The sequence below is a fragment of the Paenibacillus sp. JT22N15 genome (genome assembly GCF_059383755.1).
On sequence record NZ_JBXENV010000002.1, the window covers coordinates 226608 to 253066 of the forward strand.

Genomic DNA, 26459 nt, shown 5'->3' on the forward strand with positions numbered 1-26459 from the left:
GCGATGACGCTTTATTTTAAATACATGCTGCTGCTGTTCAAAGCGCAAATGCAGTACCGCGCTTCTTTTCTGCTTCTCGTGCTTGGACAATGCTTAACGCCATTTACCGTATTTGCCGGGCTATATTTCATGTTCGAGCGTTTCGGGGAAATGAAAGGCTGGAGCTTTTACGAGGTGCTGCTGTGCTTTGCTGTGACGCATATGGCTTTCTCTATTACCGAATGCTTTGCACGCGGATTTGATATGTTCTCCTCGCTAGTCGTCAGCGGAGATTTCGACCGGCTGCTCGTTCGGCCGCGCGGCACCATTATTCAGGTGCTGGGCTCCAAATTTGAATTTTCTCGCGTCGGACGGCTGCTGCTCGGAATTGTGGTTCTCGTCTGGACGATCATGAATCTGGACATTCCATGGTCGCCGCTTAAAATAACGGCGCTCGTGCTGATGGAAGCAAGCGGCGTCATTATTTTTGCCAGCATCTTTATTTTGTGCGCTTCGTTCAGCTTCTGGACCGTGCAGGGACTGGAGATCGCTAATATTTTAACCGATGGCGGGCGGGAAATGACGCAATATCCGCTGAGCATCTACCATCGGCGCATTCAGCAATTTTTCACCTTCATTATCCCGTTCGGCTGTGCCAACTATTTGCCGCTGCAATACATACTCGGCCGCGAGGCAAGCCCGATGTATGCTTTTCTGCCGCTGGCAGGGCCGCTGTTTCTTGCACCCTGTCTGCTCATCTGGCAAATTGGCGTTCGGCGCTACCGCTCGACCGGGTCCTAGTGCTGCGGAATAAGCAGCTGGTTACTGAGCCGCCGGATAAATGCGATAGGCATCACGGCCAGCCGCGCCCGGTGCGTCCGGTACATTGACTGTATCAGCTGCTTCGGTTAATTGGGGAGCTGCACCATCCAGCTTGGACAATGTCCAACCGTAAGAAAGCACCGAGGCAAGCTGGTCAGCTTCAGCGTTCGTCAGCCAAGCATGGACCGATTCGCCTCCTGGCTCCAACAGAAGCTCCGCTTCTTGCTGAAAAGCAACTTTAATCCAGCTGTGAATGCCGCGAATCGTATTGTATTTTATTTGATAGCCCTCGTTCACAGCCTGTGCAAACAGCTCCGCATCGCTGCTGGCTAAAGCATTCAATAGGCTGTAGTCAAATTGAAAGGGGCTCGTATCTACGGGTAAATCGCCCTCATGCACCTTGCGAATCAATTGTTCATTCGTCCAGCCATAGGACTTAAGCGATTCCAGCAATAGCGCATCCCATTGCGATAGTTTAATAACCGTTCCTGTCTTTGCATCCATGTTATTCGTCTCCTTTATCTGTGCTAACGCTTGTCCTTATATGAGTAAAGAGATTGCCCCGACCATCACGAAGGAGGGGGGCAATCTCTTTCTATTATTTAGCTGCTGCGCCTGCTTGGTAGGCGTTCAAAAACTCTTTTACTTTTGCCGGATCAGCCTTCAGCTCAAGGCCTGTTTTCACAAGCGGGCTAAGCGTAGAAATAGCTTTAAATTTATTGCCGCCGTAATAGGCTAAAAACTCATCCTGATTGATCGAATAAAGCACCGCTTTTCTCAAATCTGCGCTTTCTGCAACCGGACGGTTTTTCGTATTAAACAGCAGGTACGAAGCCGCGTTGCTCGGAAGCGTCTGGAGCGCCAGCTTGCTGTCGCCCTTCACAATGTCAAACTTCGTTTCAGGCACGCTGTAATAAAGATGAATTTCGCCGCTGCGAAGTGCGGACAATGCACTATCGGCATCTTTAATAAAGCGAACTTTAATCGACGTAATTTTCGGCTCATGCTTCGTGCCTTTCATATAGCCAGGGTTTTTATAGAAGACAGCTTCATAGTCGTTTTTGTGAGCCAAGATGTAAGGTCCGCTTGTGTACAGCGTATTGTTGTACTGGCTGCCCTCGGTTACCGTGTTTTGGTCGCCGTAAGGAATATCCTTGTTCACATCGAATTTGGCTACATCGTACGTATTAATTTTTTCTACCTGCTTCTTGGATACGATACCCGCAGATTGGTGGGCCAAATAATTCAGCACTTGCGGGAATGGCACCGTTGTTGTCAGCTTCACAACCTGGTACTTGCCTTCCTTGCTATTTGCTTGTGCTTTATCCGACACGAGCTCGGAAATTTTGGCATCGAGCCCTTTTTCCAGTTCATTTTTCACATTACCGCTGCCGCTCGACAGCTTTACAGACTCAAGCGCTGCCGGGTCAGTGATCAGCTCGACATTTTTAATATGCTCGTGCAGGGTATACGTCCGGTGGTCAGGAACGGAATCTTTATTTTTGGCGCGATCCAGCGAGAAAATAACGTCGTCGGCGCCTACACGCTCGCCAGAATCGGCAACAAGCTTGTCTTTAATTTCCGCGAAATGAATATCATCACGCAAAATGAAATAATAATCGGAATTGCCTTCGGCAATCGCAAAATTATACGACAATGAGCCTTCCGCCGTCAGCTTGTCGTCATCGGTCAGGTTCAGCAGGCGCACGTATTGGTTCGTGTTGATAATGTTAATGGAGCCGTCATTGCCTTTAATCGGGTCAAGCGAAGTCAAGGTCGCCATGGCCGATTGCAGCACCAACGCTTCCGTATTGCGCTTGGATGCATCTTTAAAATCCAGCTCTTCCCACGGGAGCGATCTAGACTTCGATAGGCGAACGCTGTCCTTGTTCAGCACTTCCTGATTAAACGCTTGCGATTTAAGCGAGCTGTAAAGCGGAGCAATATAGGCGTTGTCAAAAACGAGCTTTTGCTCCAATTGTTTATACGTTTCTGTGTATTGATCCGGTGTTTGTGTGGAAGCCGTATCAATGAGGGCATCAATGTCCTTATCGCTCATAATGCTATAGTCACCGCCGGTTTTAAACAGCGAGCGAACCGCATAGTCCGGGTTTCCCGTTACTGTCGTCCAGCTCGACAACGCTATATCATAGTTGCCAGCATCCTGCTGTGCTTTAAACGTACCGTAATCGGCTTGAATGTTCAGCTTTACGTTAAAGCCGTTTTTCGCCAGCTGGTCACGTACAATGTTCAGATCAGCCTCATTGCTGCTCATTCCGAGCAATTCAATATCAACCGGCTTGCTGTCGACAACCGCCTCTGCGCCTTCCGTCGCTTGCGGCGTGCTGGCAGCCTCATCCTTCGTCGTCAATGTGCAGCCGCTCAGCATAATAGCCAAACTGAGCAGAATGAGTGAAAATAGCTTGCTTGTGTGTTTCATGTTTCTCTCTCCTCTTGTCTTTATTCTATAGTCTATAAGTTAACTCACATTCGTACATCGCCCATACATCGTTTCGTAACGTAGCTTTGGATAGAATATGAATGAGGTTACAGCAAATATAAAAGCAAATACAGCTGCAATTGCAGCTTTAGCACTGCCCTAATCCAGCTTCGGATCTAATGTATCCCGCAGGCCGTCGCCGAGAAAATTAAACGACAGCACGAGCGCAATAATCGCCAGCCCCGGATAAATCGCCGTATAGGCGTGGGTTTCCAGATAAGCACTGCCCAGCCGCAAAATATTGCCCCATTCCGGTATATGCGGCTCGACGCCCAAACCGAGGTAACTTAAGCTGCTCGTTGAAATAACGGCTGTGCCTATCGTAAGCGTCGATTTCACAATCATCGGAGCAATAGCGTTCGGCACAATATGCTTGAACAAAATAACGAAGTCTCCTGAGCCGAAAGCCCGCGCAGCCTGTACATATTCGAGCGTCGAAACGAGCAGCACATTCGCCCGCATCGTTCGGGCATAGGTCGGAATAGCGCCGATACTGAGCGCTAATATCAAATTAGTCGTGCTGGCGCCAAAAGCGGCAATGATCGCAATAGCCAGCAAAATGCCTGGAATGGCGTACAGCACATCGAGTGCACGCATGATGATGTTATCTGCATGGCGGCCGTAATAGCCGGACACCGCACCCAGCACACCGCCGATTAGGACGGGAATGAGCGTCGATAAAAAGCCGACAATCAGCGATATTCTAGCACCGAATACGATGCGTGAAAGCAAATCCCGGCCGAAATTGTCCGTCCCCAGCGGATAAGCGAGATTTGGATGCTGCAAAATCGCTCCATAATTATTATCGATAGCCATTCCATAATCAAAGATCAAATAGCTGGTGACCGACAAGGTCAGCAGGAACAAAATAAAGAGCAGTCCCAGCATCGACGTTGAGCTTCTGGACAGCCGCTCCACCACATCGCTAAGTCGTGAGCCGGATGTAAAGCTTCGATCCCGCAGCTTGGCGATAAGCAGCAAGCCGAGGAACAGCGCGAACAGATTGCCGCTCACTGCCGTTGCGATTAGAATCAAGGCGACCAACCACATCCAGCGCGGCAATTCCGCCTTGTCAGCGTATTTGGCAACGAGCAGCAGACTCGCAAGCTGGGCCAACGCCGAGATGAGAAGCAGCAGCATGCCAAGCAAAAATGTATTCGCCACATAAGGCTTGAACAAATTTAGAGCAGATACGGCGAGCACTAGCAACGTAGTTAGCAAGGTATAAACCGCAAGCGTATAAGCTGCGCTCTTCTTCCGTTTAATGAGCTGGAATGCTGCGGTGGCAATGAACACATTCGCCGTCGCCAGGCTGAGCAGCAGCACATAGCCGAGCGCTCTAGTCGAGCGGCGAAGCTCGCCGCCCCCTTTAAGCAAATCGCGCCGAATGAACGCCCATACCGCAAGCTGCAGCAGCGCAAAACCGAAATAGGCAGCGCTTAGGGCCAGTCCCCCCGGCTTGAACGAAGCGTCGGCAGGCGTATAGCTACTGAGCAGCAGTACAAGCGCCAAAGCCAGGGAGACAATGCCAGCGAAGCTGGACTGGCTGTACTCCAGGCTGGATTTTAATTTAAATCGAATTTGCTGCTTGTTTATGAAAACATTGGACACGGATAGCACCTGCTTTAGTATTGTTTCATTTTGGAGCGAATTCTCGGGTCAAAGAAGGCGTAAAGCAGATCCACAATGACGTTAATAACCGATATCGTAATTGCCGTGTAGACAACCCCGCCCATAATGGCCGGAATATCCGGAATAAACTGCTTGTCCACAATATAGCTCCCAATCCCGCTAATATTGAACACCTTCTCCGTCACTGCCGCCCCGCCAAGCATCGCGCCAAATTGCAGCCCAATCACCGTAATAATTGGAATGAGCGCATTGCCTACAGCATGCTTCCAAATGACCTGCCGGCGGGCCAGCCCTTTCGCTTTGGCGGTCGTAATATAATCCTCATGAATAACCTCCAGCGTCGAAGAGCGAGTCATGCGCGCAACAGCCGCCGTCAGACCTGTACCTAGAACAATGATCGGCATAATCGCCGACAGCGCATTTTGCGGATTATAAGTTGCTGGCAGCCAGGATAGCTTAATTGAAAAATTCAAAATAAAAATCAATCCTTGCCAGAAATTCGGAATCGACAGCCCTAGCAAAGCAATGAACATAAAGGTGTAGTCGAAAAAGGAGCCTGGCCTCGTTGCCGAAATAATGCCGATTGGCAAAGCAATCAATACGGCGATCAACGTCGATACGAAGGTGAGCGTCAGCGTAACCGGAAATTTGCCGGCAATAGCTGTCGTTACACTTTCATTGCCTGCGAAGGAACGGCCCAGATCAAAGGTCAATATGCCCTTAATCGTATTCCATAGCTGAACAAGATAAGGTTGATCCAGCCCATACAGCTGGTTAAACGCCGCAATTTGCTCCGCGGTAGCCGTTTCTCCCAATATGTTGGCTGCTGGATTCATTGGCGAAATATATAAAATCGTAAAAACTAAAAAGGCTACACCGAAAATAACAAATATCGCCATAATCAGACGCTCGGCAATATATTTCACATACGGGTTCGCATAAAGCGCCATAATGGCGTACATCAGCAGGCCAGGAATAAACGATAATACGAAAAATGCGGGCCGCTTGAGCAGGGAGTCAAACGTATCGCTGAACGTCAGCTTCCCTTGCGGCTCCTCCGATAGCCGTTCCAATACGCGGGCGGCAAGCTGCTCTTTAAATTTAGCGGCAGCGATTCGCCTCGCTTCCTGCTCCGTTTTGTGTGCGCCGGGCGTCTGACCGAAAAATTGCTGCTTGCGCTGCAACTGATCCAGCGCCTCCGCCAGCAGCTTGTCCATGCTGCCTGCTTGCAGCAGCTCTTGTCTCGTCTCTTCCTCAAGCCGGCGATAGCCAAACCGGGCTTTGTGATATACATAAACCGCGAATACGAATGCGGATACAGGTGCGCCTGCAATGAGCAGCAGCAGCCTGTAGGCTGGATGCTGAAGCATTTTACGATAGACAGCAGCCGTTAGGTCTGTGATGCCATTTCCAATTTTCAAGTCTTGCACCGTCAAGCCTGTCCGCTCCTTTTAATTCAGCATTTTAATTGCATTATTCCGATAGATATAGTAGATTTTATTTTAAGGAATACAAAATGTCAACATTCTACTAAATATGATTTGCACAGGTGACGATATGAAACCATTATTACAAGTCAATCATTTGTCCGTTTCCTTCTTTTCTCGTGATTCAGAGGTTGAGGCGGTACGCGGGGTAAGCTTCGAAGTGCATCCAGGGGAAACGCTCGGCATCGTAGGCGAATCGGGCAGCGGCAAAAGCGTAACCGCCCGCACGATCATGCGCTTGCTCCCTTCTCCCCCCTCCATCGTCAAAGGCGGCGAGGTGTTGTTTCAAGGCGATAATCTCGCTCATAAATCAGAGCACGAAATGGAGAAAATACGCGGCAAGGATATCGGCATGATTTTTCAGGACCCGATGTCTTCGCTCAATCCGACGATGCGTATCGGCCGGCAAATTGAAGAAAGCTTAATCAAGCATCGCAAGCTTGGCAAGCAGGAGGCCCGCAAAGCGGCAATTGAAATGCTGGATATGGTTGGAATAGCTGATAGCGAGTCCCGCTACTATCAATATCCCCATGAATTTTCCGGCGGCATGCGGCAGCGGGTGATGATTGCGATTGCCCTTGCCTGTAGGCCTTCGCTGCTCATCGCAGACGAGCCTACGACTTCACTGGATGTAACGATTCAGGCGCAAATTTTGCAGCAAATGAAGGAATTGCAGCAGCAGCTCGGAACGTCCATTATACTGATCACGCATGATTTGGGCGTTGTAGCGGGGATGTGCGACCGCGTAGTCGTCATGAAGGATGGAGAAATCGTGGAGAGCGGCACGACGGAGCAAATTTTCGCAAATCCGCAGCATCCTTATACGGTGAAGCTGCTTCACGCCCTGCCGCGTCTCGATGAAAAAAAGAAGCCTAAGCTGCAGCCGTTGCTAGCCCGTCCGGAGGACAATGTTCCGCTGCTGCAGGTGCGCTCGCTCAGGCAGCATTTTGACCTCGGCAAAGGCCAAATCGTTAAGGCCGTTAACAATGTGAGCTTTGATATTAAAGCTGGCGAGACGCTTGGCGTCGTTGGCGAATCAGGCAGCGGCAAGTCGACGACAGGCCGCACCATATTGCGGTTAAACGAAGCGACTGGCGGGGAAGTGCTGTACCGAGGCATCCCGCTCCAGCATTTAAACCGGGCCGAGATGAAGCAAATGCGGCGGCATATGGGCATTATTTTTCAAGACCCCTATGCTTCGCTTAACCCGCGCCTGCGCATTGTCGATATTATCGGCGAGGCGCTGGACGCTCATGGCCTAACGAAGGGCAAGGCAAACCGTCTCAAACGCGTAGAGGAACTGCTGGAATTGGTCGGGCTGAACGCCTCCCATGCCCTGCGCTATCCGCATGAGTTTTCCGGCGGGCAGCGGCAGCGCATTGGCATCGCCCGCACGCTGGCGGTCGAGCCGGAATTTATCGTCTGCGACGAGCCGCTGTCTGCCCTTGACGTCTCGATTCAGGCGCAAATTGTGAAGCTCTTGGAGGAGCTTCAACAGCGGCTTGGCCTGACTTACCTGTTTATCGCCCATGATCTATCCATGGTTAAGCATATTAGCGACCGGGTCGCGGTTATGTATAAGGGCAAAATCGTTGAGCTCGCTGAAAGCGAGGAGCTGTATTCGAATCCGCTCCATGCCTATACGAAGTCGCTGCTCGCAGCTATCCCGGTTCCTGATCCTGCGATTGAGTCGAAGAAGCGGCTGCTGCCGCATACGGAGGCAGCCAAAGCCGATCCGTACGGACTGGAGCATTCTTCCTTTATTGAAGTGAAGCCGGGACATTTTGTCGCCGTTGCAGGAGCTTAAGCTTCCGGATCAGCCTTAGCATAGGTTTATTAAATAAACAGCCAGCACTAGCCGAAAATAGACGGCAGGTGCTGGCTGTTTAGCGTTCTTTTTCATGGAAACGGGGCTGTGTCTCCATTTGGCATCCTGTGTGCAGGCAAGGTTAATGGATATTACCCGCGGCCTTCAGCCTCTCGGCAATGGCGGCAAAATCCTCAGCGGAAATGCCCGGCGCGAATTCCTCCTCCACCTCTGGATATTCCGGTACAGGCACGCCCTTCGGCAACCCATGAATAACCTCAAGCGGCTGCCCATCCTCTGGATGCGTGCCCTTCCAAATTTGGTCAATCGTTTTAAAATCATTATCGCTGTACGTATAAAGCTTCGTATGAACGCCTTTCTCCTCATACTTGCGCGCTTCATTGAATGCTTTGTTATTAAGAGAAGGAATTGGAATCAGCTTCGTCACATCGACGCCGGTCGCCACTTGCAGCGCTTTCGCATACGCCACGACATGGACACCGCCCCGTACGAGCAAATAGCCGACTACTTCACGCGCAGCCGGATGGGAGGTCATTTCATACACCTTCATTTTATGGGTTCTGGCGCCAACTTCCAGGAAGAAATTATGCAGCAAATCTTCGACCAAATTTCCGCTGTTGAATACATGCTCGCCCGTCCACGGCCGCCCCATTGAATCAACGGGCAATGCGCCTTGTCCGCCAGACAGGAAAGGAAGCGACATCCGCCAGTCCTTAACGGATTTCAGCGGCGATTCATCCGGCTTGCCCGGTGTCGTGGAGCCATGCAAGCAATGGTTAATCGCGTGGGAGACGAGCTCGACATGGCCTAGCTCCTCCGCCGTAATGCTCGTAACCAAATCATAAAACGGGCGCAGCTTCGTTTTCGAGCGAAAATTAAACGACTGGTACAAATAGTTGCTCAGCGTAGACATTTCGCCAAATTTTCCGCCCAGCAGCTCTTGCACCGCAGCCGCCGCGTTCGGCTCAGGCCGCCCGGCATTCGGAATTTCGATCAACACTTCATCCAAGCGTTTGAACATGCTTTACCCTCCATCATTGTCAGTATCAGACTTCTCTGACAGCGCCAATAAGTTGCGACGCTTTATTATTTGCTGGATCAGGGAACGATATCCGTAATGGAGAACAATGGGAGAATGAAGCTGGTTTTTTATGGCCCTTGTTTTCTAAACTCTGTCGGAGACAGGCCCGCTATTTTCTTGAATTGCTTTGAAAAATAAAACAGGTCATTAAAGCCCGCCTGCTCGGCGACCTCGCTAACGCTGAGCGTTGAATCGGCCAGCAGCTCCTTCGCTTTTTCGATTTTCAAACGAGCGATGTATTGAATCGGCGGCACGCCCATTTGCTCCTTGAACATTCTTATAAAATAGTTCGGATGCAGGCACGCCCGCTTTGCCAGGTCTTGAATGGTGATATCGCTGCCGCTATTCATATGGATATAGCTCAAAATTTCTGTCAGCCGCTGGGTGGCAGCCGCATTTTTCAAGCTGATGCTCTCCTCGCCCTGCTGCATAATGAACAATGAAAACAGCTCCAGCAGCTTCGCTTTTGCAAGCAGCCTGGCATAGATTGTCTGGTCGTTCGCATAAAACACCAGCTCGGCAAAAATCGTCCGTACCCGTTCCTGATCAGCAGCCGTGCACAGATAAGGCACATCCAGCAGCTTGAACAGGTTGATTTCCCCAACCTTGGCGCTGAAATGGCACCAATATTTGCGGTATGTGGCACTCCCCTCTATGACCGAATACGATTGGGGCACGCCCTCCGGCACCAGAATAAGCTCGCCTGGAGCAGGCGAATACTCCTCGTCCCCGATTTTGAGCCAGCCGCTGCCATGCTCGATGTAATAAAACTTGCTGTAATCCGGCGTAAAATCGAGATCCCGCCATTCGGTGCTGACCGTATTATGATGGGCGATAAATAGCTCCACCTGCATATGGGACAAATAATAGGCGAGCAAGGAATGAGCATTCATGGGGCAAACCCGCTTCCATGGTTAATTTTATACAAATAAAAGTTAGTGTCCCACATTCTTAATCCTGTTAACGCTTGCTAGAATAGCCATGTAGATTTCAAATCGGAAAGGACGGTAACAGAAACCATGAATAAACAAGAGTATTTGAACCAAATAGCCGCAACGATTGCGCAGGGCCCTTATCGTGACGATTGGCAATCTCTCGGCGCATTTGAGGTTCCGGCTTGGTATAAGCAAGCTAAATTCGGCATCTTCATTCACTGGGGCGTGTACGCCGTTCCGGCCTTCGGCAGCGAATGGTATCCGCGGAATATGTATATCCAGGGCAGCAAGGAATATGAGCACCATATTGCCACCTATGGCGAGCATAAAAACTTTGGTTATAAAGATTTTATCCCGATGTTCCAGGCTGAAAAATTCAACGCCGAAGAGTGGGCCGACCTGTTCCAGCGCTCGGGAGCGAAATATGTGATGCCCGTTGCGGAGCATCATGACGGCTTTCAAATGTACAAAAGCGCCATTTCCCGCTTTAACGCTTATGAAATGGGACCTAGACGGGATTTGCTGAATGAGATGAAAACCGCTTTCGAGCAAAAGGATTTGACCTTCTGCGTCTCGTCACACCGTGCAGAGCATTGGTTCTTCCTGTCGCATGGCAAGGAGTTTGAATCCGATATCCATGAACCGCTTGCGTGCGGCGACTTGTATTGGCCTTCTATGCCGGAGCCAGATCATCATAACTTGTATGAATCGCCACCGACGGATGAATATATGGAGGACTGGCTCATTCGCTGCTGCGAGCTGATCGATAATTATGAGCCGAAAGTTTTATATTTTGACTGGTGGATTCAGCATGCCTCGTTCAAGCCGTATTTGAAAAAGCTCGCAGCCTATTATTACAATAAATCCGCTGAGCTTGGCTTCGAGGGCATCATTAACTATAAGCATGACGCCTACATGCTCGGCAGCGCCGTTCCCGATGTGGAACGCGGACAATTCGCTGAGCTGAAACCGTATTACTGGCAGACCGATACGGCTGTTGCCCGAAACTCATGGAGCTACACGCCTAACAATGATTATAAGTCGCCGCTGGAGCTCATTCAAGATTTGGTCGATATCGTCAGCAAAAACGGCAATCTGCTGCTCAATGTTGGCCCGAAAGCCGATGGCACGATCCCGCAGGAGGATCAGGACATTTTGCTCGCGATCGGAGGATGGCTTGAGACGAACGGAGAGGCCATTTATGACACGAGCTACTGGCGCACTTATGGGGAAGGACCGACGAAGGTTGTAGAGGGACAATTTACGGACGGTAAAAGCAAAATTTTCACACCGCAGGATATCCGCTTTACCGTGAAGGGAAGCAGCCTGTATGCCACCGTACTCGTCTATCCAGAGGACGGCGAGGTTAAAATTACGTCGCTGAAGGAGAAATCCCACGATTTTCAAGGCATTATTCAGCAGATCGAAGTACTCGGCTTCGAGGAGCAGCCTGTATGGGAACGCACAGCAGAAGCACTCGTCGTGAAGACGAATGATGTTCGCAGCTCTTATCCGGTTGTGTTGAAGATTACAGTGGATTAATCAGATCAATGTATCCATTCGTCTAAAAAAAGCAAACCCACCAACAGCCGGATAAAGGCTAGCGGTGGGTTTTGCAGTTGACTCTTTTGCAAATGCTAAGGACTTTTTTGATCATCGACAATACAATCGTCCCTGTACACATAGGACATGGCTCACAGGTCGTATACAGCGTCAGTCCATTGTCCGCGATAAACCTTTTATTTTCAAGCTGGAGCATGTGGTTCCCCGCTCGTCCATTCCAATTATCCCTCCAAAAATTCACAGCAAAAAGCTTCACAGCGTAAACCATTCGTCCACTTTCTTCCGATCATAATCTAAAATCCAATCATTATACTGCTTATATATCCCCCGTAACGTCTCCACTTTTTCAGCGATAATGTCCAGTCCTCTGTCATCATAGAGATGAAAAATCGTTTTGTTCGTTTCATTAATGATATATATGTCCCCATCAATAATTGGCTCAAGACCAAGCGAACGATTTGCAATCGCCTCTAAAAGAGAATTAACGTTCAAATTTTGAAGCTTCACGCGGGCATAGTACCTTACCGTCACAATATCATCCGCATCATCCGGGCTCTTGTATCGATATTCCTGCTCTTGCTTTGATACTTCACTTATAGGAATGCCGCTAATATAATCATTGAAAGTCTTATACACATCTTTTTCAAAAAGAGTAACCGGGTGCTCGTCCCAGCTATCCATGAATAGCACAAAATAAATAAAATCCTCGTATCCATTAATCGCATTAAATAAAGCCAGCGCTCTGCTTTTGACTTTCTCAGCTCTAGCCGCAGCTTCACATATGTCTCCGCCCATTTCGAATCTAATGCCTACTGGCGCATTATAAAATATCGGGCTTTTTAAAGGCAGGCTCTTAAAATAATGCAGTAAGAAATGATCTAAATGTGAATCAAACGCCATCCCATCACCTCTTTCAAATCTGATCGTTCTCACCTTCGCCAGAAAACCATTGTATAATGAACACAGCTCTATTGAAACGCTTCAATATTTGCTTCGACATTAAAAATATGACCACTGCGAGGGAAAAAAGATGTTTGATCCAACCGTATTCGATAATTTGAAGGTTGCTTTTGAAAATCAGCTGTACGATCTGGATACGCTGGACGAAACGATTCAGATAACAGGCCGCAAAGATACGATGGAAATGTCCGTTATGGGACGAGCCTTCAGCCTTGCCTTCCACTTAACCGGGCAGGAAGCCGTAACCGCCGAGCTGCGGCTCGAAGCCTCATTGAAGGAGCTGGCCGCCGAGCTATTGGAGCTGCCGGGAGAGGCGCCCGGCTGCGAGCTGAGCTTGCTTTTTCATATGAGGGTGAAGGATTTCGAGCAGCAATGTCCGCAGATTGAAGCGGTATTCCAGCGGATTTGGCCGGAAAACCCTGTCCCTGTGCAGTCGCTCAGCTTTGTCTACTCAGAGGGGCAGGCGGAGCATCAGAACGAGATTAAGCTATCGTTCAAGCGCAAAATCAACGAGGAGCAAATGGAGGATATTCCGAGCTTGCTGGAGCATGTTCTGTTGACTTTGCGAGCGCTGGGCGAGGTTTCCGCTGCAAGCATAGAGGGAAAATAAGCGGCCCACCACATAACAGGCTAATCATTCCATAGTCAATATAGCGCATAGCAGCAAAAAGAAGAGCCCGCAGCCAATGCGGGCTCTTGCTCTTTGCACTATTTTCACAATCCATCGCTTATTTAATCAGATCTACAGCATCCTGCGGCACAAACGCATCGGTTCCGTTGTAAACGATGACGCCTTTAAGGGTCGTTTTCTTTCCGTTCAGGACGGCGATGTTTTTGTAAATTTGCAGCTCCAGCTTCTGGCTGCCCTTCGTCACGAGGATGGTTGGGTTTTTCGCATCCTTCAGGTTAAGCTCGTATTTCGCGCCTTTAGCCGTAAAAGCCTGCTTAGCCGGCACGAAGAGCTGCTTGCTGACCGCATCCAAATCAAGATCCAGCACGCGAGCCATATACTTCGCAATATCGGTATTGTCGATGACGCCAAATGGCCGGTCATTATTCGGAGCATATGTGTACAGCACCACATCTCCGCCGGTGTGTCCGCCAGTTGTCCAGCCAATACCTGCACGCTTGCTGATCATAGGGCCTACTGCATAATTCATTCTGCCCGGCTCCGCAGCTTTAATCGCCGCCATTTCCTCCGTCGTCAAATCCGAAATGCCATAATATTGCTGAAGCACAGATTTAATGTTCGTTCTCTTCGCATCCAGCTTCGCCTCCAAGCCCTCACCCGTCAGCTTCGCTTTCTTCAGCGGGCCAATGAAGGTGGACAACGGCTCCTTATCGTAGGTGCCTGTCGTTGCGGCGCTGCCGATCGTCAAACCGCCATTGCCATGGTCCGTTACAGCAACAACGGCTGTCTGCTTGTCCTTTTTCGCAAAATCCAACGCTACTTTAACCGCATTATCAAAGGCCAGCACATCGCTGATAATACCGATTGGATCGTTGGCATGAGCTGCCCAATCCACCTTGCTGCCCTCTACCATGAGGAAAAAGCCGTCTTTATCCTTGGAAAGAATGTCGATCGCTTTTTGCGTCATGTCGGCGAGACTTGGCTGCTTAGCGGGATCACGGTCCATATCATAGGACAGGCCTGCCGGAGCAAACATGCCCCATAGCTTGCCCGATTTGGAGGCCTTCATCGCCGCTGGCGTCGTGACATAGTCGTAACCGAGCGCTTTAATGGAGGAAACCAAATTTTCGCCATCGCTGCGGCCGGACGGAACCAAATAATCGCTGCCGCCGCCTAATACAACATCGACCTGATTATATACCTGCTGCTTGCTTAGGGCATCGTAGTTTTTACGGTCTGGATAGTGAGCGGTAAAATCAGCCGGAGTCGCATGCATAATTTCCGAGGTTGCAATGATGCCCGTCGCTTTTCCCGCAAGCTTGGAAGCTTCCAGCACAGAAGCAACCGGCTTTCTCTCATCGCCCGGGGCGATAGCCTTTTGGCCCGGCATCGTAGCCTTGTCTGGCAAAACGCCAACAAACCCCGTATGCGATTTATGTCCAGTAGCAAAAGCGGTGCCCGCAGGAGCAGAATCCGCAATCGGCGCATCTGCCGAGTGGGTGCGGACCATGCCGCTCGCCATTTGATCAAGCGTTAAGGAAGAGCCTTTATACCATCTGGCGAGCGCCGTTGCATCATTTGCCATGCCGTCAGGAATGAGAATGATCACATTTTTGATTGGCGATTGCTCATCCTCTGCGCTCACTCCGCTGTTTCCCCCTACAGTTGTTACTGCCACAATAGTCGCGACTGCCAGTGCTACCTTGGCTGCACGAGCATGGAACCTCTTTAACATGTACATCCTCCTATTAACTAGATTGGATAATGCTTCAACACAACTAGTTTATAAGAGAATTGATAGGGGAATGTAAAGGTCACTTTGATTATTTGTAAATTTGCAACAATTACCCATATTTAGTTTATCGCTTGAATCCTTAGATACATGCGTTTTTTCTACTTTATTCAGCTTTATTCAACAAAACATTTTGATAAATTCAATAAAACATCTTCCCTATTCATTATTTTCCATGGTAGTATTATACTATTGAGCAAAAAGACCTATTTTATCTTCTATGCAGAGTGAGTACATAGTCTTATTGTTTTAGGTCCTATGCACAATATGCAATTGTTTGGCAAACAGAGAATAGATAAGGGAGAGAGTTATGATGATTGGCAACATGGCAAGCAAACGTATTTCAGTCGCACTTGTTTTTGCAATGGTCTTATCGATTTTTTCCACGAACTATATCGCCTTTGGCGCAGAGGCAGCCGCCTCCTCCGTGTCGTTCACAGACATCGAGAAATCTTATGCTAAAGATGAAGTAACCGCTCTAGTAGAAAAAGGCATTCTCGGCGGTTATGGCGACGGCAGCTTTAAGCCTTCGAACTCTATTACTCGCGCGGAACTAGCTAAAGTGCTTGTGCTTGCTCTAGGCAAAGAGCAGGATGCTGCAAGCGCCGCATCTTTCAAAGATGTGGCCAGCAACAGCTGGTATAACGGCTATGTTGGCGCACTTGTGAAATCCGGCATTACGCAAGGCATTTCCGCCGACCAATTTGCTCCGAACAAAACCGTTACACGCGAAGAGCTCGCCGTATTCTTTGTTCGCGCCTTCGGCTTGGAGCAAGCTGCTAAAGCGGTGCCGCTGGATGAGAAGCTCTCGGATCTCTCCACTGTATCGGCATGGGCGAAAAGCTCCGTTTCCTTCGCCTACCAAATCGGCTTCATTAAAGGCGTAGCCAATGCAGACGGTACAACTCGCTTCAATCCTTCGGGCGTAGCAGATCGTCAAGCGCTAGCTCGTCTAGCCTACGAATTCGTCTTCAACAAATCGTCCTATGAGCTGGCAGCCGCTTCGCTCGGTGCAACTGCTACACCAGCACCGTCTGCTACCCCGACTCCAACAAACCCGCCGAAGTCATCAGACAGCAGCAGCGGTGGTGGAAACAATGGTGGAAATAACGGTGGAAATAACGGTGGAAATAATGGCGGATCGACGAGCACTTCCATTAATTCCGCAGGTGAGCACACGCTGGGTGCGGTGACTGGCGATGTCCGCATCTACGCTGCCAATGTTACCCTTAAAAACACAACGATTTCGGGTAATCTGTACTTGGAAACTAGCATCGGCAATGGCGATGTAACGCTCCAGAACGTTACCGTTAGCGGATCGACGACCATTAATGGTGGCGGCCCTAACAGTATTCACGTACAAAACTCCACTCTGGCAACCGTCATTGTAGACAAGCAAGATGGAAGCATTCGTCTCGTATTGGAAAATGGAACCGATGTTCAGCAGGTTGCGATTCGCTCTGGCGCTATTATCGAAACACAGCCAGGGGTTGGACAAGTTGGAAACATCAACATCTCAAGCAACGTTCCACATAACGCACAAGTTTCGTTAAACGGCGTATTTAATTCGGTTTCCGTCTATGCTGAACAAGCAGCCATCACGCTAGGCGAGAACGGCTCTATCGGTCAGCTGGATGTATTCGCAAGCGCACTGAATACCGTTTTCCACCTGGAACATGGCTCTAACGTTGCAAATGCCGTACTTGATGCGATCGTTTCCTTCCTTGGACAAGGCTCGATTACTGATGCAGTGGTCAATGCAGACGGCGTAGACTTCAGCTCGCTGCCAAGCCAGCCAAACCTGCAAGCCGATCCTGCGGTTTCCAGCATCATTGCTGAACCTGCTCTAGGCTTTGAGCTTTCAGCGATTGGAGCAACACGTCAAATCGTTGCGACAGGCGTGAAATACACAGCTAACGCTAAAGATATTACGACTCATTCCAACTGGACCAGTTCAGATGCTTCTGTAGCTGAAGTTGTATATGGCAAGGTTAAAGCGGTTGGCGAAGGTACGACCTTCATTACAGCAACCTATGGCTTGTACAATGTGCAGGTTCCTGTAACGGTAGCCGTTTATGAGCAAGGATACCCGACGATTTCGGCGGTACAAGTGACGAACGGCGCAGTTGATGTTGCTTTTGATCAGCAAGTGGATGATGTGAGCCTGTCTGATTTCGCAATTTCCGCAACGCTGAACGGTGCAGCTTATGAGCTGAGCGGCTTGCAATATGCGAATGGCAAAATCACCTTTAATCCGGTTCAAAGCTATGGCTCCACGCTGTACGTACATGTGGAAGCGAATGAAGCCAAAACCAAGTTCGCAGGCAGCCAAAGCGGTTCGGTTAAACTGACAGGCTTCGGCGGTACCATCATTGATGTTGCCCGTAATCCTGTAGCTAACCTGACGATTGAGTTCCGCAAAGGCCTCGGCGCTACAAGTGGCCCTGTTGTTGGAACAGCTGTAACCGATGCTAACGGAAGATATTACATTTATTTGGCTCCTGGCATTTACACAGGTGAGCTGGGCGGCGTAGGCACGCCATATGTAACGACCTATATGACTGCTGTATCGGCAGTAAATGTAAATAACCAAAATGAAAACCAGACTGCAATCGGCATCCCGTCCGAAAATGAAACGCGTATCGTATTAACATGGGGCAAGGACCCTGCCGATCTGGATTCGCATCTAATTGGACCAGCTGCACAAGGCGGATTCTTCCACACTTGGTATGCGGATAAAGCTTATTATTATAACAATTCCAAAATTGCTGATCTGGATCTAGATGACACATCGTCTTATGGACCAGAAACAACAACGATCCGTAAAGATACAAACGGCACGTATACTTTCTATGTGCATCACTACTCCGGAGCAAGCACAATTTCGGCTTCCGGTGCCAAAATTGAAGTGTACCGTGGTTCTTCCCCTACACCAATTAAAGTGTACGAAGTGCCAACCGATAGAGGAAACGAGCGTTATTGGACGGTATTCACAATGACTATCACGGACGGTCAAATCACGTTCACGGATGTTAATACATTCTCGAATACGAATCCTGTAGGTGGCTTGAACCTTGTCAACAACGGTCAAAGACCTTCTGAAGAACCCGTGCAAGAAGAAGAGCCAGAACAACAACCGGAGCAGGAGCAACAACTCGAACAACAGCCTGATCCACAAACAGCACCTTAATAGGTTGCATAAAAAATAGCGCAGCGGCATCGCCATATACTTCCGGCATACGCTGGGCAACCAACAAAAACAGCATGACCGCTGAATCGGTCATGCTGTTTTTCTTTTTCAACTATAGGCTTGCTCCACCCGCTTACCCGTTACGGCTCTTTGGCAAACGCGTCGCCCACCAAACCCACCAAATCAGCACTAAATACCAAACAATCCAATTCCCCGTCTTCCTTCTCACAGAAGGTACGAACAGCAGCAGCGCAAATATCCACTCCACTATACCTGTCGCATAAATGATTTCAAGCCGCAATGGAACAAAATCAGGCAGCATCTCGGCAAAGCCCTGCGCCTCCCGAAAATGTTAAAACCCCGCAACCACAAATAATAAAGCAAATAATACACAGCCAATGAATCTGGCTGCCGTTGTTCGCTGCTGTCGAATATTCCGTCACACTCCTTCCAATTGCTTTTATTATCTATTACCCCTATTCCTTTTCATACATAAAAGGGTAAGCTTTTAGCCAAATTATGACTTGGAGAGCTTTGGCGACTGGCGTGATCCCTTACCTAGCCGCACTCCGATCCTATTCAAGGAGGGTGGCACTGGCATGTTTTTCAACCATACAAAATCAGGTGGCTTGAATCAGCCGAAGGGCGGCTCTCCCCGGAAGAAGCATAAGGAACAACCGTTCAGCCCTTCGCTCAAATCCAATATAGATACGTTTACTAAGCTGCTTGGTCACAGCTCTGATCTCGAAATTAAGTCTTTTGCAAGCGACTTGGCTCCAGAGATTACGATGTCGCTCGTCTATTTGAGCGAAATGGTCAATGAGGCGACGTTAAATGAATCCGTCCTGCGCCCCTTAATGGAGGAAGATAAACAAGCGGAGGAGCGCAGCAACGCTTTAATTCATTTGATTAAGGAACAGATTATACAGGTCGGCTCGACTTATTGCACCGATTCCATAGAAGAAGCGATCGATATGCTGCTGAATGGTTACTGTCTCCTGCTTGTCCAGGAAGCGAGCAGCGGGCTGATGATTAATGTCAGCAGCAAAGAAGGCAGAACAGTCAGTGAGCCGACTACCCAAACCGTGCTGCGCGGGCCACAGCAAAGCTTCAATGAAATCTTGAGTACAAATATTAATCTGATGCGCCAAATCATTAAGTCGCCGGACTTGCATATCGAATCGATGGTTGTTGGCAGCCAAACACGTACGCAAATTGCGATGCTGTATTTGAACGGCGTCGCTTCAGCAGAAGCTGTAAAGACCATTCGTGAACGCCTTGAGGCTATTGAAGTCAGCGGCATTCTTGAAAGCGGCTATATCGAAGCGCTCATTCAGGAAAAACGATATACCCCCTTCCCAACGCTGATGAACACCGAGCGTCCAGATGCGGTTGCCGGGGGCATATTGGAGGGACAAATTGCGATTGTTGTAGATGGCACGCCATTCGTGCTGCTTGCGCCGGTCACGCTGTTTCAATTTTTCCAGACACCGGAAGACTATTACCACCGCTTTGATATCGCTACCTTCCTGCGGCTGATTCGTTTCGTATCTTTTCTCATTTCCATGCTGCTGCCAGCCCTATATATTGCCGTGACAACATTCCATCAGGAAATGCTGCCAACTACACTGCTCATCACGCTTGCTGCCCAGCGGGAGGGCATTCCGTTTCCGGGGCTGGTCGAGGCGCTGATTATGGAGATGACCTTTGAAGTATTGCGTGAAGCAGGCGTACGGATGCCACGAGCTATTGGTCCAGCCATTTCCATCGTAGGCGCACTCGTCTTAGGACAAGCCGCCGTAGATGCCGGAATCGTATCCGCCGGCATGGTCATGGTCGTGTCCTTCACCGCCATATCCAGCTTTGTCATTCCGCAGTTCAATATTGCGATTTCCGCTAGGCTCATTCGCTTCACGTTCATGCTGCTCGCTGGCGTGTTCGGCTTTATGGGCATTGTCGCCGGATTTATGGCGATGCTCATCCATTTGGCTGGACTTGAATCGTTTGGCGTTCCGTATATGACGCCGCTTGCTCCCTTCAATTGGTCGGCCATGAAGGATACGTTCATTCGCGCACCCCATAAAGCTCTGCTGAAACGAGAAGCTACGAACAAAATTAATCGCACTAGCAAGGCCGAATAAAGCTTAGCTGCCCAAATCTAGTCGAGAGCCCGCGGTTGTACAAGCGGCGTACGCTGAAAGGAGGAATCCGCATATGTATCGCCTGCTTACTCGCATCGTAGGCTCTTTGCTCATATTCATGCTGCTGGGAGGCTGCTGGAATCGCGTTGAAATGAATGAAATCGGCATTATTTCTGCCACGGCAGTAGATTGGGAAAAAGGGAAATGGATTGTATCTTACCAGATGGTCATCCCGCAGGCCATTTCCTCTCAAGGCAATAGCGCTGCTACGGGCGATGCCCCGGTGAACGTATTTTCGACCGAGGCAGATAGCATTCGCAAAGCCATCGGCGATGCCAGCCGCGAAATGTCGCGCAAGCTTTATTTTGCCCATAATCAAATCATTGTCATTAGCGAGACGGTCGCGAAGAAGGGAATCTCGCCGCTGATGGAAATCTATATGCGCAACACCGATGCCCGCGAAACGGTGTCGATGTTCATTGCCAAGGGCAAAGCGCGCAAGCTCATTGAGCAGCTGCTCCCTGTGGAGAAAATTCCCGGTACCGCTGTCCAGCGTCTGGTCGAAAACGAAGCTGCAAGCAGCTCCGTCTATCCCGATATGACAATGTATCGCATTTTACTCGAGCTGCTTGGCCCTACGCAGGCAACCGGCATTCCTGAGCTGGAAATTTCCGGTTCCAAGCAGCCTCTCAGTTCCGTAAGCTCCCTGCAGAACACCTATACCCGAGCAAAAATCAAGCTGGGAGACCTTGGCGTTATTTCCGGTGACAAGCTGGCCGGTTGGCTCACACCGGATGAAGCGGCCGGCGTCATGTGGCTGTCCGATCAGGTCAAGCGGACGACCATTAGCTTTGATTGCAGAGGTCAGGGGAGCAAAAAGGATTCCTCCGTTATTATAGGGGGAGCCTCCACCACGGTGAAGCCGGAGCAGCGGGCCGATGGAAGATGGGTCATGAATGTAAGTGTCAAAGCTAATGGGACACTCCTTGAATATACTTGCCCGAACGATCTTCAGCAGCCGGGGCTGTTAAAGCAGGAGGAGCTAAGAATCGCCGAAGAAATTAAACGAGGGATGGAAACGAGCTGGAAGGCGGCAAGCCGTCTGAAGACGGATATCGTCGGATTCGGCAAAGCCATAAGCATGAAATATCCGCAGCAGTGGAAGCAAATACAGAAGGATTGGAATGAGGAATTTCCCGAGACGGTGCTGAATTTGGATGTCAAATTCAAGCTTGCCCGCATTGGGTTCAGCAACTTTACCTTCAAAGAGGCGCAATCAAAAACGAGAAAATAGCGACGCCAGATTTGCACGCGCAGCCTGCGCTGCATACTAATACACGCTCGAAGGAGGGGTAAAATGCGATGGCGAAGGCACCCAAAATAGGCAAGTTTCAGCTTGCCATCATGATTTTGCTTTTCCAGATCGGCAGCACCCCCCTCTTCGAGCTGGGCGTAGATGCGAAGCAGGATTCATGGCTTGCGATGGCGCTCGGGGCAGTGATTGGCGGGATTTTTCTCTGGATGCTGCTGCGCATTCAAACTCGGTCCCCAGACGCTGACATGCCAGAGCTCTATAAGCAGCTGTTTGGCAAATGGCTGGGTTTTACGCTTGCTGTGCCGCAGGCACTTATATTTGCCTATGAATCGATGCGAAACGTCCGCGATTTTGGCGAGCTGACCGTCATGACCATTTTGAACAAAACGCCGCAATGGAGCATTATGCTGCTCATCATTTTATTGTCCTTATATGCGATTTGGAAAGGAGTCGAGGTATTTTTTCGGCTGGTGGAGCTGCTGTTTCCGATCGTATTTTTCAGCTATATTCTGCTTATCGCGCTGCTTATTCAGACCGGACTGCCGGACTATCACCGCCTGCTGCCAATTATGAGTGATGGCCTAGCGCCGATTTTCAAAGCGGCCGTGCCGGATATCGTCGCGTTTCCATTCGCACAGATGCTAACGATGTTAATGTTCTGGAAATATGTAAAGCCGATTGCCTCAAGGCTTCGCACCACCTACAGCGCTTATACGATCGTCTCCCTATTTCTGGTTTTCATGAATATGCTCATTATGTCCGTGCTCGGCCCTGCGCTCTCAGGCTACAGCATGATGCCTTTTCTTGAAGCCGTCCAGCTCATTCGCATTGCTGACTTTCTGGAACGGCTCGATGTAGTCGTAACGATTCTGCTTATTATCGGGCTGTTCGTCAAGCTGTCGCTGCTTTTTATGGCCGCCGTTCTGGCGCTCAGCTCACTGCTGAAAATTCCGTACCGCAAATGCGCGATTATCGTCGCAGTATTGATTTACAGCGCCTCCTTTGCCGAACCGAACAATACGGTTCATCTGTGGATTGGGCTGAAATATACGGTAAGGTACGTAACTCCTGTGCAAATAGCCATTCTGTTTATCGCCTTCCTGCTCGGCTTTTTTCGCAAAGCCAAACCTGCCAGCCGCACGCAATAGGGTCGGTATCTACTTTCAAATGAAAATCCTGTATAATAGTGTCAACTATCTTCACATGAGGGGAGTGGACACTATCGTACAAACGCTGCTGCAGCTGACAATCCGCGATATTTTACAACGGCCGCTGTTCCAGAAAGCCGAGGTGCTCGCAAGTGAAGATGCCTTAAACCGCACCGTCAGATGGGTCCACATTATGGAGGTCATTCAAGCTGGCCAGCTTTTAAGCGGCGGCGAGCTGATTTTGACGACAGGCATCGGCTGGCAGGAGGATGAAGAACGAAGCCTGATTTTTCTACAGCAATTGCTCGATTCCGGCGCATCTGGGCTGTGCATTGAGCTGGTCACTTATACTTCCAGACCGCCGGCACGGATGCTGGAGCTGGCAAAACGCGAGCATTTCCCCATTCTCCTCTTCCACGAGCAAGTCCGCTACATTGATATCACTCAGGATCTTCATGCCCACTTCATTAATCAGCATCATAAAATGGTGTCCGAACTGGAGACGTTATCCAGGCAGCTCGGACAGCTGCTCTTGTCCGGCAAGGGCCTGAGGCCCCTTCTGGAGCTGCTTCAGCAAACAACGGGTGCGCAGGTCGCTTTTTTTCCCTTGAATGCCGAAGCCCAGTTTGTCCCCTTCATGACGAAAGCGAAAGCCGACAAATTTTACGAGCGGTGGATTTACAATGAAATGTTCCCCGCTCCGCTGCTGAGCCAGCAGCTTGCTCATCGGCCCATTGTGGCGCTCGGCCATCTATTCGCTGATTTGCTCATTCACGCGAGGCAGGAGCTGACTGAATTTCAAATTCTTGCGCTGGATCGCTGTGCGACTGCGGTAGCCCAGGAAATGATGCGCACCCAATATACCGAGGAGAAACGCCGCTACCAAGACGATCTCTGGCTTGGCGACTGGCTTTCCGGCAAACATGGCCTAACCGAAATCAACGATTATATTCGCCGTATTAAACCGTCTGCCAAGCTTGGCAGCGTAGCGGTATGTGTGTTTCAGCTGGAAGCCTCGCACATGGAAGCGGCGGATTTTGAATCGCTGCTGCTCCAGCGCTACCGGGTGGCGCGGGCGATTTTTGAGGGGGAGGGCTTTTATTTGCTCCCGCTGCTGCTGCAAGGGCAAATTGTGTTTATTTTGCTGGATCAGCTGGAGCGCCAAAAATGGAAGGAGCGCCTGCTGCAAGCAGTTGAGCGGCTGCGCAAGACGGAGATGAAGCAGGAGCCGGCGCTCTTCTCCGGGCTTTGGGGCATTGGCAAGCTGGCCGCACAGGTCGACCAAGCAGCGGAAAGCTATGCAGCAGCCAAAGAGACGCTTGCTATACAACGGGATGCCGGGCCGCTGCCAGCCCCCTTTTTCGACGAGCTGCATACGTACAAAATCATTTCCGCGCTGAAAAAAAGCGGGATGCTGGATGAACTGATCCGCGAATACATTGAGCCGCTTGTCTCCTATGACAAGGAAAAACACGGCCAGCTGCTGCTGACGCTGAAAACCTATTTAATCCGCTCCGGCTCCAAGCAGGATACAGCCCGCGAGCTGTTCATCGCCCGGCAGACGCTGTATCATCGCCTTGATAAAATCATTGCGCTGCTGGGCGAAGATTTTATGAACGCCGATAAGCGGCTCGCCATTGAGCTCGCAGTGAACGCCTATGAATATACGCGCGGGGCCATCCGCTAAGGGGGCAGCGGATGGCGAGGATTACGCTGATGGCGCAGCGCCTGGGCTGGAAGAGGATGCAGCAGCCGATGCCCGGGCCTGCGCCAGCTGCTTGATCAGCAAATTGGTTAAATATTTGCGCGCTTCGGCAGTAAGCAGCTGAACCGTTGCGGCTTCTCCGCCCGGATGCTGGAGCGTTACCGTCGCTCCGCTCAAATTTTCCTCAATGTGGATAAATTTAAACTGCCTGACCATATAGCCGTCCAGCTTCGCCTTCTCCTCCAAAACCTGCTGATATTCCGACACTTCGATCCCTCCTTGCTATCATTGAACCGTCTATTTGCTGCTTATGCCGACCGCTTTATAAGAAGCAGCGGGCAGCTCCCCCTGCACGGGCTGTTTGTAGGGCGCACGCTTCACATATTGTCCGGCGCCTGCCCGTCCGACGAAGGCTAGATCGCGAATGACAAACTCGCCGCGAGAGAGCACGCTGACCGGGGCTCCCGTTACAGCTATCCCTTCAAACGGATTATAGTCCACATTCATATGATGCGCTGCTTCCGAGATTACCCTCTGGATCGTCGGGTCGAAAATCACAATGTCGGCATCGCTGCCTACCGCAATCGTGCCCTTGCGTGGAAACAGCCCGAACAGCTTCGCGCTGCGCGTCGAGACGAGATCGACAAACTGGTTCAGCGTCAATCGCCCTTTCCCCACGCCTTCGGAATAAAGCAGCGAGAAGCGGTCTTCGATGACCGGCCCGCCATTCGGAATTTTGCTGAAATCTTCGCGTCCAAGCTCTTTTTGCCCGCTGAAATTAAAGGAGCATTGGTCCGAGCCGATCGTTTGCAGCCCGCCTGTGCGCAGCGCATTCCACAAGACGTCCTGATGCCGGGCCTCGCGCAGCGGGGGCGACCATACGTACTTGGCTCCCTCAAAATCCGGCAGCTCCAAATACGATTGGTCGAGCAGCAAATATTGCGGACAGGTTTCGCCCCAGACGTCGAAGCCCTGCTCCCTCGCTTCAGCAATCGCTTTTACCGCCTCCTCGCAGGTGACATGCACGACGTACAGCCTCGCTCCCGTCAATCCTGCAAGCTTTGCCGCTCTTCCTGTCGCCTCTCCCTCCAGCATGGATGGTCGGGTCAGCGCATGATAGATCGGCTCCGTATGCCCTTCCGCCAATGCCTTGGCAACGAGATAGTCGATAACATCGCCGTTCTCGGCATGCACCATAACCATCGCTCCCAGCTCGCTTGCCGTCAGCATCGTTCGGTAGAGCGTGCCGTCGTCGGCTTGGAAAACATTTTTGTAAGCCATAAATACCTTGAACGACGTAATGCCCTCCGTGTGGACAATATCCGGCAGCTCGGCCAGCACCGCATCGTTAATTTCGCCAATCATCAGATGGAAGCCGTAGTCGATGGCCGACTTTCCAGCCGATTTCGCGTGCCACTTCTGAATTGAATCCGCCAGCGGCTTGCCTTTATCCGTCAGGCAAAAATCAATAATCGTCGTCGTTCCGCCAAACGCAGCAGCAATCGTCCCCGTCTCAAAATTATCCGCCGTCACCGTACCGCCGAAAGGCATATCCAGATGCGTATGCGGATCAATGCCTCCGGGAAACAAATATTTTCCAGACACATCGATGATTTCCGCGCCGATAGCCGCACCAGCAGCTTCCAGCCCCGTCCCGATAGCCTGGATGATGCCCCCCTCAATCAGCACATCCGCCTGATACGTGTCCGCAGCCGTTACAATCGTTCCATTTCGAATGAGTTTCGCCATC

20 protein-coding genes and 1 pseudogene are annotated in these 26459 nt (G+C 50.3%); 9 read left to right on the top strand and 12 right to left on the bottom strand.

What is annotated here, in order from left to right:
- Positions 1-3: 3 nt before the first annotated feature.
- Complete coding sequence (locus AC50X8_RS04640) at positions 4-780, top strand: ABC transporter permease (protein WP_494878858.1); 777 nt, start codon at positions 4-6, stop codon at positions 778-780.
- A gap of 21 nt (positions 781-801) precedes the next feature.
- Here the strand turns inward: AC50X8_RS04640 and AC50X8_RS04645 are convergent, their stop codons facing one another.
- The 4 genes from AC50X8_RS04645 to AC50X8_RS04660 form a co-directional block, all read right to left on the bottom strand.
- A complete protein-coding gene (locus tag AC50X8_RS04645) occupies positions 802-1305 on the bottom strand; it encodes a hypothetical protein (protein ID WP_063892470.1) in 504 nt (167 codons plus the stop codon).
- Positions 1306-1399: 94 nt separating this feature from the next.
- Complete coding sequence (locus tag AC50X8_RS04650; protein ID WP_494878859.1) at positions 1400-3241, bottom strand: ABC transporter substrate-binding protein; 1842 nt, start codon at positions 3239-3241, stop codon at positions 1400-1402.
- Between the two features lie 159 nt (positions 3242-3400).
- Positions 3401-4912, bottom strand: coding sequence for an ABC transporter permease (locus tag AC50X8_RS04655; RefSeq protein ID WP_494864678.1), 1512 nt, complete (start codon positions 4910-4912; stop codon positions 3401-3403).
- A gap of 14 nt (positions 4913-4926) precedes the next feature.
- Positions 4927-6303: an ABC transporter permease gene (locus AC50X8_RS04660; RefSeq protein WP_494879066.1), complete on the bottom strand. Its 1377-nt coding sequence runs from the start codon at positions 6301-6303 to the stop codon at positions 4927-4929.
- Between the two features lie 187 nt (positions 6304-6490).
- Between AC50X8_RS04660 and AC50X8_RS04665 the strand changes: the two genes are divergently transcribed.
- Positions 6491-8227 (top strand): ABC transporter ATP-binding protein, encoded by a 1737-nt coding sequence (locus AC50X8_RS04665; protein ID WP_494878860.1) that lies wholly within the window; start codon positions 6491-6493, stop codon positions 8225-8227.
- 142 nt (positions 8228-8369) lie between these two features.
- On the opposite strand, the gene AC50X8_RS04670 is transcribed toward AC50X8_RS04665, so the two are convergent.
- Positions 8370-9269, bottom strand: coding sequence for a manganese catalase family protein (locus AC50X8_RS04670; RefSeq protein WP_494864674.1), 900 nt, complete (start codon positions 9267-9269; stop codon positions 8370-8372).
- 128 nt (positions 9270-9397) lie between these two features.
- Positions 9398-10222, bottom strand: a complete 825-nt coding sequence (locus tag AC50X8_RS04675; RefSeq protein WP_494878861.1) for an AraC family transcriptional regulator — start codon at positions 10220-10222, stop codon at positions 9398-9400.
- A 126-nt stretch (positions 10223-10348) separates the two neighbouring features.
- Here AC50X8_RS04675 and AC50X8_RS04680 point away from each other — a divergent pair, with 126 nt between their 5' ends.
- Positions 10349-11806 (top strand): alpha-L-fucosidase, encoded by a 1458-nt coding sequence (locus AC50X8_RS04680; protein ID WP_494878862.1) that lies wholly within the window; start codon positions 10349-10351, stop codon positions 11804-11806.
- Between the two features lie 58 nt (positions 11807-11864).
- On the opposite strand, the gene AC50X8_RS04685 is transcribed toward AC50X8_RS04680, so the two are convergent.
- Together AC50X8_RS04685 and AC50X8_RS04690 are read right to left on the bottom strand one after the other, a co-directional pair.
- Entirely contained in the window at positions 11865-12095 is a 231-nt protein-coding gene (locus AC50X8_RS04685) for a deaminase (protein ID WP_494878863.1), read from the bottom strand.
- Positions 12080-12727, bottom strand: coding sequence for a DUF3885 domain-containing protein (locus tag AC50X8_RS04690; RefSeq protein ID WP_494878864.1), 648 nt, complete (start codon positions 12725-12727; stop codon positions 12080-12082). Before AC50X8_RS04690 ends, AC50X8_RS04685 begins: the two co-directional genes overlap by 16 nt.
- Positions 12728-12857: 130 nt before the next feature.
- Between AC50X8_RS04690 and AC50X8_RS04695 the strand changes: the two genes are divergently transcribed.
- Entirely contained in the window at positions 12858-13397 is a 540-nt protein-coding gene (locus AC50X8_RS04695) for a hypothetical protein (RefSeq protein WP_056031249.1), read from the top strand.
- A 118-nt stretch (positions 13398-13515) separates the two neighbouring features.
- On the opposite strand, the gene AC50X8_RS04700 is transcribed toward AC50X8_RS04695, so the two are convergent.
- Complete coding sequence (locus AC50X8_RS04700) at positions 13516-15153, bottom strand: alkaline phosphatase (RefSeq protein ID WP_056031252.1); 1638 nt, start codon at positions 15151-15153, stop codon at positions 13516-13518.
- A 370-nt stretch (positions 15154-15523) separates the two neighbouring features.
- Here AC50X8_RS04700 and AC50X8_RS04705 point away from each other — a divergent pair, with 370 nt between their 5' ends.
- Positions 15524-18400: an S-layer homology domain-containing protein gene (locus tag AC50X8_RS04705; RefSeq protein WP_494878865.1), complete on the top strand. Its 2877-nt coding sequence runs from the start codon at positions 15524-15526 to the stop codon at positions 18398-18400.
- A gap of 133 nt (positions 18401-18533) precedes the next feature.
- Here the strand turns inward: AC50X8_RS04705 and AC50X8_RS04710 are convergent.
- A pseudogene (locus AC50X8_RS04710) lies at positions 18534-18740 on the bottom strand (DoxX-related protein); the annotation flags it as partial.
- 259 nt (positions 18741-18999) lie between these two features.
- Between AC50X8_RS04710 and AC50X8_RS04715 the strand changes: the two are divergent.
- The 4 genes from AC50X8_RS04715 to AC50X8_RS04730 all read left to right on the top strand — a co-directional run bounded on the left by AC50X8_RS04715 (position 19000) and on the right by AC50X8_RS04730 (position 24691).
- A complete protein-coding gene (locus tag AC50X8_RS04715) occupies positions 19000-20541 on the top strand; it encodes a spore germination protein (protein WP_494878866.1) in 1542 nt (513 codons plus the stop codon).
- A 73-nt stretch (positions 20542-20614) separates the two neighbouring features.
- Complete coding sequence (locus AC50X8_RS04720; RefSeq protein ID WP_056031261.1) at positions 20615-21835, top strand: Ger(x)C family spore germination protein; 1221 nt, start codon at positions 20615-20617, stop codon at positions 21833-21835.
- Positions 21836-21903: 68 nt separating this feature from the next.
- The gene (locus AC50X8_RS04725) at positions 21904-23004 is read left to right on the top strand and encodes a GerAB/ArcD/ProY family transporter (RefSeq protein WP_056031264.1); all 1101 of its coding nucleotides are present in this window, start codon (positions 21904-21906) and stop codon (positions 23002-23004) included.
- A 64-nt stretch (positions 23005-23068) separates the two neighbouring features.
- Entirely contained in the window at positions 23069-24691 is a 1623-nt protein-coding gene (locus tag AC50X8_RS04730) for a PucR family transcriptional regulator (protein ID WP_494878867.1), read from the top strand.
- Positions 24692-24712: 21 nt separating this feature from the next.
- On the opposite strand, the gene AC50X8_RS04735 is transcribed toward AC50X8_RS04730, so the two are convergent.
- Positions 24713-24976 (bottom strand): hypothetical protein, encoded by a 264-nt coding sequence (locus AC50X8_RS04735; RefSeq protein WP_494878868.1) that lies wholly within the window; start codon positions 24974-24976, stop codon positions 24713-24715.
- Between the two features lie 30 nt (positions 24977-25006).
- Positions 25007-26458 (bottom strand): dihydropyrimidinase, encoded by a 1452-nt coding sequence (gene hydA, locus AC50X8_RS04740; protein ID WP_494879067.1) that lies wholly within the window; start codon positions 26456-26458, stop codon positions 25007-25009.
- Position 26459: the final 1 nt, after the last annotated feature.